General features: G+C 63.8%; 14 protein-coding genes. 3 read left to right on the plus strand and 11 right to left on the minus strand.

What is annotated here, in order from left to right:
• Positions 1–140: 140 nt before the first annotated feature.
• On the minus strand, positions 141–881 hold the full coding sequence (locus LN996_RS21495) for a response regulator transcription factor (protein ID WP_231342993.1): 741 nt from the start codon (positions 879–881) through the stop codon (positions 141–143).
• A gap of 99 nt (positions 882–980) precedes the next feature.
• Here LN996_RS21495 and LN996_RS21500 point away from each other — a divergent pair, with 99 nt between their 5' ends.
• Complete coding sequence (locus LN996_RS21500) at positions 981–2651, plus strand: cell wall metabolism sensor histidine kinase WalK (RefSeq protein ID WP_231342995.1); 1671 nt, start codon at positions 981–983, stop codon at positions 2649–2651.
• Positions 2652–2653: 2 nt separating this feature from the next.
• Here the strand turns inward: LN996_RS21500 and LN996_RS21505 are convergent, their stop codons facing one another.
• The 3 genes from LN996_RS21505 to LN996_RS21515 all read right to left on the minus strand — a co-directional run bounded on the left by LN996_RS21505 (position 2654) and on the right by LN996_RS21515 (position 6464).
• On the minus strand, positions 2654–2893 hold the full coding sequence (locus LN996_RS21505) for a PLDc N-terminal domain-containing protein (protein WP_231343000.1): 240 nt from the start codon (positions 2891–2893) through the stop codon (positions 2654–2656).
• Between the two features lie 36 nt (positions 2894–2929).
• Positions 2930–4138 (minus strand): McrC family protein, encoded by a 1209-nt coding sequence (locus LN996_RS21510; protein WP_231343003.1) that lies wholly within the window; start codon positions 4136–4138, stop codon positions 2930–2932.
• Between the two features lie 91 nt (positions 4139–4229).
• Entirely contained in the window at positions 4230–6464 is a 2235-nt protein-coding gene (locus tag LN996_RS21515) for an McrB family protein (RefSeq protein WP_231343008.1), read from the minus strand.
• A 67-nt stretch (positions 6465–6531) separates the two neighbouring features.
• Between LN996_RS21515 and LN996_RS21520 the strand changes: the two genes are divergently transcribed.
• Entirely contained in the window at positions 6532–6819 is a 288-nt protein-coding gene (locus tag LN996_RS21520; protein WP_231343010.1) for a chorismate mutase, read from the plus strand.
• 131 nt (positions 6820–6950) lie between these two features.
• Positions 6951–8747, plus strand: coding sequence for a M23 family metallopeptidase (locus tag LN996_RS23840; protein WP_231343011.1), 1797 nt, complete (start codon positions 6951–6953; stop codon positions 8745–8747).
• A 42-nt stretch (positions 8748–8789) separates the two neighbouring features.
• On the opposite strand, the gene LN996_RS21530 is transcribed toward LN996_RS23840, so the two are convergent.
• The 7 genes from LN996_RS21530 to LN996_RS21560 form a co-directional block, all read right to left on the minus strand.
• Positions 8790–9392: a DUF1349 domain-containing protein gene (locus tag LN996_RS21530; protein WP_231343012.1), complete on the minus strand. Its 603-nt coding sequence runs from the start codon at positions 9390–9392 to the stop codon at positions 8790–8792.
• A gap of 102 nt (positions 9393–9494) precedes the next feature.
• Complete coding sequence (locus tag LN996_RS21535) at positions 9495–10118, minus strand: hypothetical protein (RefSeq protein WP_231343013.1); 624 nt, start codon at positions 10116–10118, stop codon at positions 9495–9497.
• Between the two features lie 323 nt (positions 10119–10441).
• Entirely contained in the window at positions 10442–10807 is a 366-nt protein-coding gene (locus tag LN996_RS21540) for a hypothetical protein (RefSeq protein WP_231343014.1), read from the minus strand.
• Complete coding sequence (locus tag LN996_RS21545) at positions 10797–11012, minus strand: hypothetical protein (RefSeq protein WP_089593971.1); 216 nt, start codon at positions 11010–11012, stop codon at positions 10797–10799. The genes LN996_RS21540 and LN996_RS21545 overlap by 11 nt, the downstream gene beginning before the upstream one ends.
• Before the next feature lie 30 nt (positions 11013–11042).
• A complete protein-coding gene (galE, locus tag LN996_RS21550) occupies positions 11043–12017 on the minus strand; it encodes a UDP-glucose 4-epimerase GalE (RefSeq protein ID WP_231343016.1) in 975 nt (324 codons plus the stop codon).
• Between the two features lie 2 nt (positions 12018–12019).
• The gene (locus LN996_RS21555) at positions 12020–13015 is read right to left on the minus strand and encodes an aldose 1-epimerase family protein (protein WP_231343017.1); all 996 of its coding nucleotides are present in this window, start codon (positions 13013–13015) and stop codon (positions 12020–12022) included.
• Between the two features lie 2 nt (positions 13016–13017).
• The gene (locus LN996_RS21560; protein WP_231343018.1) at positions 13018–14787 is read right to left on the minus strand and encodes a beta-galactosidase family protein; all 1770 of its coding nucleotides are present in this window, start codon (positions 14785–14787) and stop codon (positions 13018–13020) included.
• Positions 14788–14965 lie beyond the last annotated feature (178 nt).

Below are 14965 nucleotides of genomic sequence, written 5' to 3' on the forward strand. Positions count from 1 at the left end.
GCGCCCCCGGCGCGCCGCCCCCCCCCCGCCCGCCCCCGGGGGCCGGCCCGCCCCCCCGGGCCCCCCCCGGGGGCCGCCCGGGGGCGCCCCCCCCGCCCCCCCCCCCCCCGGGCCCCCCCCCCGGAGCCCCTGCGGGTTGCTTAGTTGTTGTTCGCGGGAGCCAGCCGGTAGCCGACGCCGCGGACCGTCTCAAGCCAGCGGGGGGCCTGGATGCTGTCGCCAAGTTTCTTGCGCAGGTTCCCCATGTGCACCTCAACGGCACGTTCGTCCGCGTCGCTGACGTAACTGCCGACGTCGTACGGTTCGTTGCGCAGGCGACGGGCGAGGTCTGCCTTGGTCCGCACAATCCGTCCCGTCTCCAGCAAGGCAAGCAGGAGGTCGAATTCGGTGCGGGTGAGCTTCAGCTCGGCGCCATTGAGGACCGCCGTCCGGGAGCCGGCCGAAACGGCCAAGCCGTTGTGGCTCACCTCGGGGTCCACTTGTTCCGGAACGTTTTTGGTGTCCGACGACGCGCGGGGCCTTCGCATCATGGCCTCGACACGGGCGCGCAGTTCGCGGGGTCGGAACGGCTTGGTCAGGTAGTCGTCACCACCGGCTTCGAGGCCCATGAGGGTATCGAGTTCCTCGGCGCGTGCCGTCAGCATAATGATGTAGGCGTCGGAGGACTTGCGGATCTGGCGTGCTACTTCGAAGCCGTCGATGTCGGGCAGGCCCAGGTCCAGGGTAATGACGTCCGGGTTCAGTTCACGGGCTGACGTCACACCTGCAGATCCCGTGGACGCAGTGTGCACATCAAATCCCGCCTGGGATAAGACAACACGTACTAATTCCCGAATATCCTGGTCATCTTCAATGACCAACCCCACACGTACTTCACTCATCGCAGCCCCTCAGCCCCTTCGATAACCTCAGAAGTATATCCATTATGGTTAGGCTGATCTCATGAACCGACTTTCTTCTGCATCCGTGGTGGATGTGCCATGACCCACCCTTCGACTTGGGATATTGGTGAAAAGAAGAAACTCTTGGTTTTTCAACGCTCCTTCCACGAACATACCCTGCGGATGCGTGTAGTCCTCAGCCAGCTGCCCCTATCGGTTTGTGTTTGTATTTCGGCCATCCTGGTGTGGCTGTTTTTCCCGGCCACGCTGGAAAACCCCCTCTTCCTGATATTCCTGCTCAGCCAGGCATTCCTTTTGGCGCTGTGCGTCATTGTCCCGTGGCACCGGCTGCCCTTCGCCACCTTCCTCGCTATCCCCATCCTGGACATGGTCTCGATCGGATTTGCCAGGGAAGGGGCCCTTGAGTCGATAACAGGGCTCAGCGTTCTGGTGGTCTTACCCGTCATTTGGTTGTGCGCTTCCGGTTTGTACCCCAAGCTGGCCATCACCATGTCCTTTGTTGGGCCCTTGGGAATTGTCTGGGCTCCACTGTTCATCCGTGGCACTTTCACGGAACAGGACCTCACCAAGCCGCTCCTGTTCCCCATACTCATGCTCGGCATCGGCGTGTCCGTCAGTGTCCTGACACTCAGCATGGTCCGCCAGCAACGCGCATTGGAGTTGAAAGACGCGGCCCTGAAAGAGGCACTTGAGGTCAGCACCAAACAGGAACGGCTGCTGAACACGGTCATGGAGGCCCTGCCACTGGGTGTGGTGGCTGTCGACGGCGATGGGCACGACGTCCTGATGAACCGGCGCCAGCGCCAAACCCATACGCTGGCCACTCCCCCGGACAACGCCGACCCCAACGAATCCCAGCTGCTGGTCTTCGATACTGACAGGACCACACCGTTGGACCCGGACCGCCGCCCCGTGCGGCGTGCGGTGCTCGGTGAACGCTTTACTGACCAGTTGGTGTGGCTCGGCTCAGGCAAGGACCAGCGTGCCTTCACGGCCAGCGCGCGTCCCATGGTGGACGACGACGGGAAGTTCGCCGGTTCCGTGGTGGTCTTCAGCGACGTGACGGACCTGGTCAACGCGCTTGCTGCCAAGGATGACTTTGTGGCCAACGTGTCACACGAGTTCCGGACTCCGCTGACCTCCATCCTGGGCTACGTGGAACTGATCCTGGATGATCCCGACGTACTGGATGCACGGTCCCGCAAACAGCTCGACATTGTCCGGCGCAACGCCGAACGACTCCTCACCCTCGTCTCCGACCTCCTGGCCGTCAGATCCGGCCAGATTGTCATCCAGCCCCACGCAGTGGACGTGGCAGAACTGGTGCGAGGCAGCGTAACCTCCGCCGAACCCCGGGCTGCCAAAGCCGGCATTCGGCTTTCCATGGACCTCCCCGACGCCTTGGAAGCACACGTTGATTCCTCCCGCATCGCCCAGGTTCTGGACAACCTGGTATCCAATGCGATCAAGTACTCCCCCGACGGCGGCGACGTGGAAGTAGCGGCCTGGGAGGACGAAGACTACGTGTTCTGCCGGGTCACCGACACTGGGATGGGCATGAATGAGGAGGAGCAGGCCGAGGCGTTCACCAAGTTCTTCCGGGCCGGCGGCGTCCGTAACAGCACCATCCCCGGCGTCGGCCTTGGGCTGCCCATCAGCAAGGCAATCGTTGAAGCCCACGGCGGCACCATCACCCTGACCAGCGAACCGGGACGGGGCACCACCTTTACGGTGAAAATGCCCGCCTGAACTTAGCTGTTCAACCCTGCTGCATCCCGACGGCGGCCGAACAGGAAATAGCTGACCGGGCCGAAGAAGTTGATGAAGGACACTGCGCGCCAGACGGCCTTCTTGCCCCTGATGTTCGAGTCCGGGGTCTTGGCGATGCTGCGCTGCGCGGCCACCAGCAGAGCCAGGTTCAGCACTCCGCTGACCACGACTGAAATGCGTTGACCTTTACTCATGTCGCGCCACGATTTCTTGCCGGCCATGATGCCTCCTTGTCGCCCAACGGTTTAAGTCTCAGGCTAGTCCGACGCCGACCGGCCCGCCACAGCCTGGCGTACTACTTCACCCCACGATTGCTCAGCGAGGTCCGCCACCGCCGCAAGAATCTCCGACGGCGGCAGCGACAGGTCCAGCGGGTACTCCACGATATCGATGTCCGTGTTGAGGATTCGCCGCAGCTTCACTTCCCCGGCACCGGCGTACACAAGCCACGCTGTGGGGACCCGGAGCGCGGTGCAGTACGCCAGCAACTGATAATGGTCGGCGCTGAGCGAGGCCCCGGCGTCGGAGGCTGCTTTGTATTTGGAGTCGTAGACCACCACGGGGCGGCCGCCAAGGAAGTGCACGGCGTCGGGGCGGACCGTCAGGCGATCTGAGTCATTGACTGCCTCGTTCAGGAGCGCCCCGTATTGGAGTCGCATCTCCCCGGGATGGGCGCTCATGGCTCCGCGCAGCGCGGTCCCCACGAACTCCTCGAACACCTGGGCCATATCCACCACGAAGGACGCCGTTTGTTGCTTGCCCTCGCCCGCCTCGGCGGAGGCATTGCGCAGGATCACTTCGGACAGCCTCAGCACAGGGTGGTACCGGAGGTTCATCCGGCTGGCCCGCCACGGCGGCAGCGGTGCTCCGGACTGAAGCCGCGTGACGGCGTCGAGCTTTCCCTTGAGCTGCCTGATACGGCTCAGGACGTCGGGCCGTACCCCCGGCACCTTTCCCATCCGCTCCAACGCGGCACGGAGAATACGGTTCTCGGCGATATCCTCCGTGAATTCGTCGTAGGACACCTCCAGCGGCACCATCATGCCGGGGCGGCGGGAGATCTGGTCCGAAATCCGGATCCGGCCTTTGACGGTCCGCAGCGATTCCTCCACCGTCAGGTAGCCCTGCAGGACGCCGCGGCTGAGGGCCCGGTCCGCCAACTGCGCCAGCGACTCGGCCAAGGCGCTCCACAGGTCCGGATGCTCCACGGCCTCCACCGCATGGTCGCGGAAACCCTGTTCCCCGGCGTAGCCCAGAAGGAACAGCAGGCGACTTAGGCCAAGGCGGTCCTTGGGCCGGACTTCCAGTTGAACTGTGGGGGTGCGGACGGAGCCCACTTTGCCCACTGGCTCGATCCTGTAGAGGCCCATGCCCATGGGAGAAGCTTTGGCCAGGCCGCTGGCATTGATGAACGCTGCGGATTCGGGATCGAGTTTGTCCACCACGCCGCCGGAGAGCTCGTCCATGACGATGTGCCGGGGCGCCGCGGCCCGGCCAGCACTGGCAGGGGCCCGACCAGCACTGGCAGGCGCCCGGCCCGGCCTGGGTGGGATGGCTTTAGCGGGCTGCAAGACGTCCCAGTAACTGGTCCAGGCCGAAGCGCTCCTCCAGCTGTGCCCGGTTCAGCTGCCCGTGGTAGTGCTCCTCCAGCAACGGCATGAGCTCGTACTTCCAGATCCGGCGCAGGCCCGTCGGATTCTGGGCGGCGTTCTTCATGAAGTACGACGGCCCGATCATCAGGTCCCGGTCCCAGTCATCGATCGCGGCGTTGAGCGCGTCCAGGAGGTCCGCGTTGAGAGTGTCCAGTCCCCGTGCCTCCAGGAACCGCCGCAGCGATCCCTTGACCGGTTCGACGTTGGGGTGCAGTTCGATGAACGCGAAACGGCGCCGGATGGCGGCGTCCATCATGGCGATGGAGCGGTCCGCCGTGTTCATGGTGCCGATGATGTAAAGGTTGTCAGGCAGGCTGAAGGGCTCGTTGGGGCTGTACTGCAGGTAGATCCGGTCGTCCCGGTACTCCAGCAGGAAGTAGAGCTCGCCGAACACTTTGGCCAGGTTGGCGCGGTTCATTTCATCGATGATGAGGAAGTACGGTTTGTGCGCGTTTTCCGGTTTGGCGGCTTCCTCGGCGAGCCGGCGCAACGGCCCGGCGACGAGCTTGAAGGACACCTGGCCGTCGTCGGTCTTGTCCGGCCGGTAGCCCTCAAAGAAGTCCTCGTAGGCATAGGACGGGTGGAACTGCACCAGCTTCACGCGTTCGTCGGTGTGATCGCCCGCCAGTTCGGCGGCGAGGTGCTTGGCAAGGTAGGTCTTGCCGGTGCCCGGAGGACCATAAAGAACCAGCTGCCGGTTCTCCTCCAGTAGTTCCGCGATCTCCTTGAGCGGCTCGAGGTCCATGTGAAGGGACGCTGCGAACTGGTCGGTCAGGGGCCGGAAGCCTTGCTGGACAACCTCGACGACGGCGGTGGGCGGGGCTTCGTCCTCGCCGTCGGTTTCAGCTTCTACCGGGAGCAGTTCCTGCAGTGCCTGGATGACCCTGGTGACATCCACTAGGATGCCGGGGGTGGACAGCTGCCGCTGGGCGTGGCGGGGAAGCTCGGGGATGGCATAGCTGTCATCGAACCAGCGGACCTTGCGGCGGATCCGGCGGTTGTCTTCGTGGTGTTCGGGCTCGCCGAGGACCACTCCAACCCGTACCCGTCCGGCGTGCTGGTAGAGCGTGAGGTCGCCGGGCTTCATGACAGTGAGGAAGGCGAAGACGGCAGTCTTGGTGTCCTCCCGTTCCACATAGCCAAGGTGCTTGTAATCCTCGTCCACTGCATGCTGGACCACGCCTGCCGTAACCCCCGCGGTGAGCGTACGCAGGTGCTCCACGTCCAAGGTGGCCTTTTCTTCGGCTACCCAGGCCGCCAGGAGGTCCGCATTGTCGTGATGGGTGCGCAGAAGCCAGGAACGACGACCCGGGTCTCCCACCTTGCGCCACTGGCTCACCAGTTGGCGGGCGTACCAGTCGATGCGTTGCCCTGCTTGCTCGTCCAGGTGCAGGCGAATGCGGTGGATGTCCGCGGTGATGTCCTCGTCCGAATCACCTTTGGCACCGCCCACAAGCGAAGCAAAGGCGTCCCGGATTTCCTGGCGTTCCACGTCCGCCACCACGGGTTCGAAGTAGCTGGGCCACACCAGGTACTCGATGCTGCGGCGCAGGGCGGGTTGGTCCTCCGGCGTTGCTGCCGCGAGCTCATGGAATGCCAAGGGGTCCGCGAGCGACTGGTTGATGGCGTCGGTGTTTTGGCTGTCGACGTGGGCCACAAACCGGCACAGCCACTTCAAGTGGTCCCAGATGGTCCAGTTGAATTCGGCAGTGCGGTCTCGGATGACTCCATGGTCCGTCATGCCCTCGTAGAGCTCATCCGGCAAGGCGATGGCAGGCTCAACCCAGGACGCGGCTTCGGCAACGCGGGCGCGCTTCACCCTGAGTGACTTGACCTCATGGGCGAGCGGCAGCGACTGCAGGAACAGCAATTCCACGGCAAGCAGCTTGGCTTCCCTGGACGCGCCGTCCAGGTTCTGCCGAAGGTTGGTCATCATGGGCGCTTTGGAGTCCTCAACCCCGCGCTCAAGCCTTTCGAGCAACTCTCCTGCGGCATCCGCGGTCCACGTCAACGTCGCGCCGTCCAGCGCCGAAGGTCTCCCCTGCAGCGCCGGACCGAGCACATACCAGGCCGCGTCCTCGATCTCCTTTGAGACTCCGGGGGCGCGGTCAATGGCAGGTTTTACGGAGGGAATCACCATGCCAACTTACCTTGTTTGGCTTACCTAAGCATCCGGATTTCCACAGGGCATGGGTAGGGTTGGTGGGATGACGAGCCTGGACATTGAGAGTATTCGCACGGAGATCGATGAATTGGATCGGGAGATCGTGGGGCTTGTTTCCCGGCGGCAACATTGGGTGGAGGAGGCCGGCAAGCTCAAGGCGGATCGGGCTGCCGTCCAGGCGCCTGACCGAGTCGAGAAGGTCATTGCAAAGGTACGCTCAATCGCTGAGGAGTCCGGGGCTGCGCCGGATGTGGTCGAGCGAATGTACCGGGCCATGATTGCGGCATTTATCGATCTGGAATTGTCCGTCCACCAGCAGCACAAGTCTTGACCACTTCACCGGTCGGCGGTATGTTTACGTTGACATCATGTTCACGTAAACATATCCGGATCGGATCAAGACAATGTCGTCGACCTCCAACTCCTTGGCCGGGCTAGACCCCGCCCCTAACGGTGAGCGCCGTGAATACCGGCCATTCTGACGGCCACCACCGCGTAACCCCGCTCCACGTTCCGCCCGCCACCCGGACCCGCCACCGGATCCCGCTGCCCCTGGCAGTACTCACTGCCGCAACCTTGATCGGCAGCTTCCCTTCGGGTGCTGTTCAGACTCTCCACCCCTCCGCAGAGCAAGCCCAGGCACACACCGTTGAACCCGCTCCGGCGGCAGCAGGGAGCCCAGCAGGATCCAGGGGTTCCGCGAACGAGCCCGCATTTCGGGCCTCAAGCGCCTCCACGACGACGCCACCCACCTTCGCACCTTCGGATGGCTTAGGGGCGCTGCTGTGCGGGCAAACGAACACCGGGCGCGGAGCGCTCCCAGCGGGCGGCCCCGTTTCAGACGTCCAACTCCGGAACGCCTCCGCCATTGTGGCGGCGGCGGAAGAGTTGGCCCTGCCCGCCGATGCCCGGATCCTTGGCATTCAGGCCGCACTTGGCGAATCGTCCCTGGAGAGCAAGGACTACGGTGACGCCGCAGGGCCGGACTCGCGGGGCCTGTTCCAGCAGCGCGCCAATGGGGCCTGGGGCTCCTCCGCCGATCGCATGGATCCCTTTGTCAGCGCAACCAGCTTCTTCCTGGCCCTGAAAGACGTCAAGGACTGGCAGGCTCTGCCTTCCAGCATTGCCATCCACCGCGTGCAGCGGAACCAAGATCCTGACCACTACACCAAATACCGGCAGTTGGCCGAGGAGATCGCGGGCTTCCTGGGCTCCCAAAGCCTGTCAGCACCCGGCACCTGTTCCTTCAGCGGCGGCTCATGGGGCGCAACCGCTGGTGACACGTCCCGCCGACCGGCCCGGCCTGGCCCAGGGACCTTGATTCCAGGGACTTTGATGTCTCCGCTGGTGAACCTCCATCCGAGTTCGCCCTTCGGGCGGCGCACCAACCCCATGACGGGTTCCGCCGGAGAATTCCATACGGGACAGGACTACGCCGCAGCCTGTGGCACGCCGGTGCATTCCGCTGACGAGGGAACCGTGCGCGAGGTCGGCTGGCATCCTTGGGGCGGAGGGAACCGGGTGGAAATAGACCACGGCAGCGGCCTGGTCACCACCTATAACCACCTGCAGTCCGTCGCAGTGCGCAAGGGAGAAACGGTCCTGGCTGCCGACCTCGTAGGGCTTGTTGGCTCAACCGGCGCGTCCACCGGGTGCCATCTTCATTTTGAAACCATCGTGAACGGCACACTGGCCGATCCGTCAGCGTGGAGCCTGGTACCCCTGGCATTTGAGGCGCATGTCAATGCGCTGCGGCTGACCAGCTTCGCGCAGCAGACAGGTACGACGCCGGCATGGAACGTGCCGCAACGGTCGCCCACTGCCGCGCTTGGGAACCAAGAGACACCTGCCGCCGGTCCCGCTACTCCACCGCCGGCACCGGCATCCACACCGCCGGCCACAGACCCGCCGATACCGTTCGCGCCGCCAACCACTCCCCCGTCACCGACAGCCGCCCCCACACCGGCAACCACACCGCCTGCGTCTAGTCCGACGTCACCGCCGGTAACGCCGGGTGTGCCAACGGCTCCGCCAACCACGGAACCAGTAACGCCAACAACGCCGCCAACCACGGAACCAACAGCTCCGCCAACCACCGCACCGGCACCTGTCGAACCCGTCACGCCGCCCACCACACCGGCACCTGTCGAACCCGTCACGCCGCCCACCACACCGGCACCGGCACCGGCACCGGCACCGTCCATCCTGCCTACTCCCGCACCGGTCGCGACGGCGACCGCCGTGCCTGCGATTCCCTGAGGCAGCCAGTCTGCGTCGGAGAACGGGCAGCGCGGCCGGGGGCTAGCTGCCGTCGCGGAGGTTCTCCGGCGCTGTCTCTATGAATTTGATGCTGTCGAACCGCGCCTCGCAGCTATCCCCCATGGGCGCCTGCGACATGAACCCAACGCGGACAGGTTTGTCGGTATTCAGCCGGAACAGACGGACAAAGGACCAGTCCCGCCCGTCGGTTGACGAATGGAACGCCCAAGCAGGACCCACCCGGCTGACACGCAGGTAGACCCACGGTGCGGTCACCACCGGACCGTTCGAGTCATCAGAGTAGGTATTGGTCACCACGCTGACCACCATGGCCTCCCCTTGCGGAGAGTATTCGAAGCAGAGTTTGGCCCAGTGGTCGCTGTCCGTCCACAAAGCCAGCACACCGGCGTCGAACGTTGTGCGTGGCGAGGCCACCATGACCCTGGCCGACAACGAGAACGACGCTGGAGCCGTGAAAGCCAGGGCCGAGGCCCGGTGCTGCTGTTCGCCCCCGAGCGAGTCGTTGGACCAATCGACGCCGGGCGCTGCCGTGAGCGTGAGTGTTCCCTCGGCGTCGTCGTAGCTCGCGTGGCTGGGCGATGACGTCCACTCAAGGGAAGGAAGTCCAGCTATTTCGGGAATCAATGGGCGCTCCTTGTATTCGGCAGTCAGGACATTTCTCTGCAACTTTTTCATACTGGACACAAAAATAGTCCGGCTCCCCCAGGAGCCGCACCACCAATGGGCCTACTCGAACAACGACAACGTCAGGTTCGCGGTGTAGTCGCCGGGCGCGACGGTAGCCGGCGTACGGAGGAACAATCCGGCCGTTGCGGTCCACTGCCCTTCAGGCGCGATCGCTGCTGAGTCCAGGGCCAGGGCCAGCAATTCCTGGTCCACCAGGCCCACCGCGTCCGCACCCGAGTCCATGACCGTTTCCACAACGTCGCCCTCGGCAACCTGCCCCGATTCACCACCGTCAATCAGCGAAGGGGACCACCCCAAATGTCCAGCCCCGATCGCCGGCTGGCCCGTGGTTCCCGTGAAGTCGGTGGATGTACCAATGACGTACCAGCCGGCACCGGCCGGGATCTGGTCCGGGAGTCGCGTATCAGTCACCGTTACCGTGGGCAGCGAACCCGTGAACTGGCGGACGGTGGGAGACGAGCCGGCCTCGGTCAGGGTGGCCGTGGTTCCTGCCACGCTCATGGCCAGAATTCCGGGCTCATCGATCTGCGCAATCGCCACGTTCACGTCGACGTCCTGGTCGCCATGGTTTTCTTCAGCCAGTGCGGCTCCGGCCACGCCGGCCAGTACGGCAGTGCCAGCGGCAACTGCTGAGATTCTTACGAACAAGCTTGTTTTGCTCATCGTCTTGCTCCTTCATTGCAATGCGGGGGGAGATTCATATCCTGAGGTGTCGGTAAGGGAAGCGCCAGGGCGGACTCCGTGCTCGTATACGGAGTCCAGTTGGGCGAAATTCCACCCTCCCCCGCCCGCTGTGAGCGGTTGCCTCGAGGGTGGGTGGGCATGCTGGGCGATGCGCGGCTGTGCGCACCGAAGCAGGTGATTCAGGTAACCAGGTGCAAAGATTCTTAAGAATGTTTACGTAAACTTACACGGAATGTTGGCACCCAGCAAGGGGTTTTTGTACCTTTTGGCGGGGCGTGCATCCATGATGTCGCGTCCTTGGCCTAGCCGCCCGTGGGAAGGCGTCGCGTAGCGGCTTGCCCCCGCCCGACGAACAGGAGGAGCACCCCGGTCCCGCCGCAGAGCCCGGCAGCCACGAGGGCCCCTACGGGGTCGAGGCCCGTCGCGGGGAGTCCGTTCGGAAGGCACTGGCCGCTACATTGTGTGCGCGGCGCAATGTCAACACTGATCTTGATGTCGGAGCCGTTGATCTCCGAAGCCCAACCCGGCGTAAGCCCCAGCACCAGGCTGAAGCCGACCAGCACGCAAGACAAGAGGATCCTGGCCGAATCCGCTGAACGGATTCGAACAGTGAAGCGCCGGCGGGCGGAGCGAGGCGTGCCCCGCGATCCCTTCGCCTCAGGCGTCATGCTTCTCATAGGTGTAGCCGTAGGGCACGTCCGGTGAGAGCTCCACGGTGTAGGACGCATAGTCCAGCCGCGTGACCAGGATCCCGCAGCGGCCTTCATTGCGCGCACGCTGCTCCGCAGCCTGGATGGCGGCGTTGAGGTTGATTTCCATGGTGGTCTTGCTGGTAGCCGTGACGGTAGCCAGCAGTTCCGGGGCGTCGATCATGATGTTCCTTTGGGATAGTGCGTCGCAGTGCTAGTGGGTGGATAACTTCTGGTTCCCGGCTGCCGCCCAGGCGCTGGAGATCATGTCCCGGAGCGTATGCCTCGGTTCCCAGGCGATGTCCCGGCGTGCCAGTTCGCCGGAAGCGACGATCCGGGCAGGATCGCCGGGCCGGGCTGCGCAAATCTGTGGAGCGAACTGAATCTCCGTCACAGAGGCCATTTCGGTCATGATCTGACGGACAGATACCCCGGTACCGCTGCCAAGGTTGTAGACGGGTTCAAGATCAACGCCCTCCTGGAGTTTCCGGGCAGCTTCCACGTGGGCCGCGGCAACGTCGGCAACGTGGACGTAATCCCTGACGCAGCTGCCGTCCGGCGTGGCATAGGCGGTACCAAAGATCTTCGGCGTTGCGCCATCCTTCAGCGCTTGGAAGACCAAGGGGAACAGGTTGTGCGGACTGACATCCACCACGTCCGGAATCCCGGAGCCAACAACGTTGAAATACCGGAGGGATGTATGGCGAAGCCCGGTTGCCCGTGATTGGTCTGCGATGAGCCACTCACCAATGAGCTTGGATTCGCCATAGGGAGATTCCGGCCTCGTGGGCGTCGATTCGGTCACGAGATCCACGTCAGTGTTCCCATACACGGCGGCGCTCGAGGAAAAAACGATCGCCCGTACAGAGGCTGCTTCCATGGCGGCGAGCAGGTTTCCCGTACCGGTGACGTTCTGGAAATAGGTGTGAAGCGGCCATTCAACCGATACGCCGGCGTACTTGAAACCCGCCAAGTGGATCACGCCGGCCACGTCGTGGCGTGCGAAGACGTCTTTAAGGAAACCAGTATCCAGCAGGGATCCATGTTCGAAGGCTGCGCCTTCCTGCACAAATCCGCGCTTGCCGCTGGACAGGTCATCGATGACCACCACGTCGTGGCCGTCATCCATGAGTGCTTGGGCTACGTGGGAGCCGATGTAGCCGGCTCCTCCAGTTACTAGCCATGCCATGGTCAGTTCTCTCCTCTATGGTGGTTGCCCTGTGCGGGGCCGAGCCGGTGTGAAATCCCCCAGGTCGAGATCCATTCCTCCCCCGGTTCAAGCCAGCGCAGGCCGGCTCCGGAGTTGAAGGCGTTGGGGAGCGCCGTCATGGGTTCCACCGCTACCGCGGTCCGGTGGCCTCCCGCTGGATAGCTCGTGGTGGTGTACACCTGCGCGTACTGGTAGTTGGCATCGCCCCAGACCTCCACGGCGTCACCGTTGGGCGCCTCCAGGAGGTGCCGGTACATTCCGTCCGGCGCCGGAGTGAGATCCAAGAATGCTGTGTCCAGGTGCAGCCAGCCCACCTTGGGCCCTGCGGACAGATCCATGGGCGTCCCGGAGACAGGGGACGTACCCACGGGATTCAGACGCTCATCCACCACCACATACGAGGCAGCGTTGATGGTCAAGGAAACGTCCTGCATGGGCGTGGCGCCCACCCGCATGTACGGATGGGATCCAACGGCCACAGGGGCGGGCTTGGCTGACTTGTTGGTCAAAGCGTGAGTGACCGCCAGCCCCTCCGGAGATACCGAATACGTGGTCTCCACGTCCACAGCGAACGGGTAACCGTCGCTCGGGTAGATCCGAACGTGAAGGGTCAACTCGCTGGCGGACCGGCTAACCATCGTGTGAGGACGTAACCTGACCAGGCCGTGAATGGCGTTGCCACGCCCGGGTTCGCTGATGGCCAGTTGGAGGTCTTTCCTGTCATGCGTCCATCGCCCATCCCGGACCCTGTTGGGCCAAGGAATGAGGATCTCGCCCTCGCAGTGTTTGGGGAGACCGAACTCGGGGAACTCCTCGATCAGGGGCTCGCCGTCCACGGTGAGGCTGCGGATGGTGCCGCCGACCTCCGTGATCACCGCCGCGACCATGCGGCCATCTGTCTCCGATTCCGCAGAAATCCGAAACTGACGGCCGGTCGGAGCAGCAGTTCCTGCCGTTGTTGCTTGAGTCAGCGTCATGGTCAGAACTCCGTATGGCCAAGATCGTGGCTGGCCACGAAGGAAACCGTGCTGTGGGAGGCCGCCTGGAGTTCAAGCATGGTGATGGTGTTGCCGTGCTTTCGCAGGAGGGGGCCGGGAACGTAAAGCGTGGCCTGCGGTCCGCGGGACCAGTACCGGCCCAGGCAGAAGCCGTTGATCCACACCACACCCTTGGTCCAACCCACGGTGGAAAGGAAGGTATCGCCGCCGCCGGGGAGGTCAAAAGTCCCCTGGACAAAGACCGGCCCGGACACTGGTACGTCAGGAAGGGAGGGCTGTTCCTCCAACGCTGCTGAGACCGGAACTGCGTCGTCGAGTTCCAAGGGAAGGATGTCCCAGTTCCAGAGAGTTTCTCCGTTGATCCGGGCATTTCCGATCAGGCCCTTGGACTCCCCCAAACGGGGACCGTAGTTCACGCGTCCTTGGTCCTCCACCAGGATTTCCAGCGTGCCAACCGCGTCATGGGGCAGCGCCAGGGAACTTTCGTGGTGATCCCGGGAGAGGATTCCCACCGGCACCCTGTCCAGGAATACCTGGGCCCGGTCACGTACTTCGTCGAACTCCAGTACAGCGGGACCGGAAACTTCGATTTCCCTGCGGTAGAGGGTGAAGCCGGAATAGTGGCCCAGCTCATCGTGGGAGCGGATTCCCTCGTGCGAGGTCCACTTCCCGAGCCGGTCCAGGCAATCCCACAGCGGGAGGGACTGCGCCAGCGGGACGCTAAAACTGGAACCGAGTTGCGCAGGTGCCGGCACGTCGTCGTCGTCGAGGTCTGTGTACTTGCCAATAACGTCACGGAACGCCCAATACTTCGCCGTCGGGTTTCCAGCTTCGTCCAAAGGGGCGTCGTAGTCGTAGCTGGTGACGATCGGCTGGTAAACACCCTTGTCGTTGGCACCGTTGGTGAATCCAAAGTTGGTGCCGCCGTGGAACATGTAGATATTCACGGACGCGCCAAGCTCCAGCAGCACCTCCAGGTCGGTGGCGGACTGCTCCACGGTGGTGGTGTGGTGGTGCGCACCCCAGTGATCGAACCAGCCCACCCAGAATTCAGAACACATGAGGGGGCCGGTGGGCTGATGGCGGCGAAGTGTTTCCAGGCGCTCCGCAGAGCGGCTGCCGAACGAGCCCGTCTTGTGCAGTTCCGGGAGGCTGCCGTTGGCCAACATGTCATCCTGCGGCTGGTCAACCGTGGTGAACGGCACGGTCAGCCCCATTTCCCGGTTGACCTTGACGAGCTTTTCCAGGTAGAACCGGTCAGCGCCGTAGGCACCGTACTCGTTCTCAATCTGGATCAGGATGATGGGACCGCCGGCGTCGATCTGACGGGGAACAAGAATGGGGGCGAGCTGTTCAAGGTACTCGGTGAGGGCTGCCATATACACGGGATCATCGGCCCGAATGGCCGCAGCGCCGCGGTCAAACAACCATGCAGGGAGCCCGCCGTTGTCCCACTCCGCACAGATGTACGGACCAGGGCGAACGATCGCGTGCATTCCTTCCGCAGCGATCAGGTCCAGGAATCGGCCCAGATCCAATCCCCCCGAGGTGTCGAAGACTTCAGGGGACGGAGCATGGGTGTTCCACGGAATGTAGGTCTCAATGGTGTTGAGCCCCATTTGCCTGGCCTTCCGGATCCGGTCCGCCCATTGATCCGGATGGACGCGGAAGTAATGCAGGGCGCCGGAAAGGATGCGGTGGGGCTGACCGTCAAGCATGAAGTCCTGCTCGCCGATAGTGAAGGTTGGCATAGGGGAAATCCAATCTGAAATGGTGGAGCGGGGTGGGGGGGGGGGGGGGGGGCCCGGGCCCCCCCCCGCCCCCCCCCCCGCGCGGGCCGCCGGGGGGGGGGGGCGGAGTTTTTTTGTTGGGCTAGGGGGGGGGGGGGGGGCGCGGGGGGCGGGGGGGTGGGGTGGGGGCCGCGGGGGG

The sequence above is a fragment of the Arthrobacter sp. AK01 genome, from assembly GCF_021109375.1.
In the GTDB taxonomy this organism is placed as follows: Bacteria; Actinomycetota; Actinomycetes; order Actinomycetales; family Micrococcaceae; genus Arthrobacter.

Excerpts from the sequence above, each read along its gene's own strand:
- LN996_RS21515 (WP_231343008.1), bottom strand. The coding sequence starts at position 6,464 with ATGGTGATTCCCTCCGTAAAACCTGCCATTGACCGCGCCCCCGGAGTC.
- LN996_RS21555 (WP_231343017.1), bottom strand. The coding sequence starts at position 13,015 with ATGACGCTGACTCAAGCAACAACGGCAGGAACTGCTGCTCCGACCGGC.
- LN996_RS21495 (WP_231342993.1), bottom strand. The coding sequence starts at position 881 with ATGAGTGAAGTACGTGTGGGGTTGGTCATTGAAGATGACCAGGATATT.
- LN996_RS21505 (WP_231343000.1), bottom strand. The coding sequence starts at position 2,893 with ATGGCCGGCAAGAAATCGTGGCGCGACATGAGTAAAGGTCAACGCATT.
- LN996_RS21560 (WP_231343018.1), bottom strand. The coding sequence starts at position 14,787 with ATGCCAACCTTCACTATCGGCGAGCAGGACTTCATGCTTGACGGTCAG.
- LN996_RS21535 (WP_231343013.1), bottom strand. The coding sequence starts at position 10,118 with ATGAGCAAAACAAGCTTGTTCGTAAGAATCTCAGCAGTTGCCGCTGGC.
- LN996_RS21510 (WP_231343003.1), bottom strand. The coding sequence starts at position 4,138 with ATGGACGAGCTCTCCGGCGGCGTGGTGGACAAACTCGATCCCGAATCC.
- galE (WP_231343016.1), bottom strand. The coding sequence starts at position 12,017 with ATGGCATGGCTAGTAACTGGAGGAGCCGGCTACATCGGCTCCCACGTA.
- LN996_RS21545 (WP_089593971.1), bottom strand. The coding sequence starts at position 11,012 with ATGATCGACGCCCCGGAACTGCTGGCTACCGTCACGGCTACCAGCAAG.
- LN996_RS21540 (WP_231343014.1), bottom strand. The coding sequence starts at position 10,807 with ATGACGCCTGAGGCGAAGGGATCGCGGGGCACGCCTCGCTCCGCCCGC.
- LN996_RS21500 (WP_231342995.1), top strand. The coding sequence starts at position 981 with ATGACCCACCCTTCGACTTGGGATATTGGTGAAAAGAAGAAACTCTTG.
- LN996_RS21520 (WP_231343010.1), top strand. The coding sequence starts at position 6,532 with ATGACGAGCCTGGACATTGAGAGTATTCGCACGGAGATCGATGAATTG.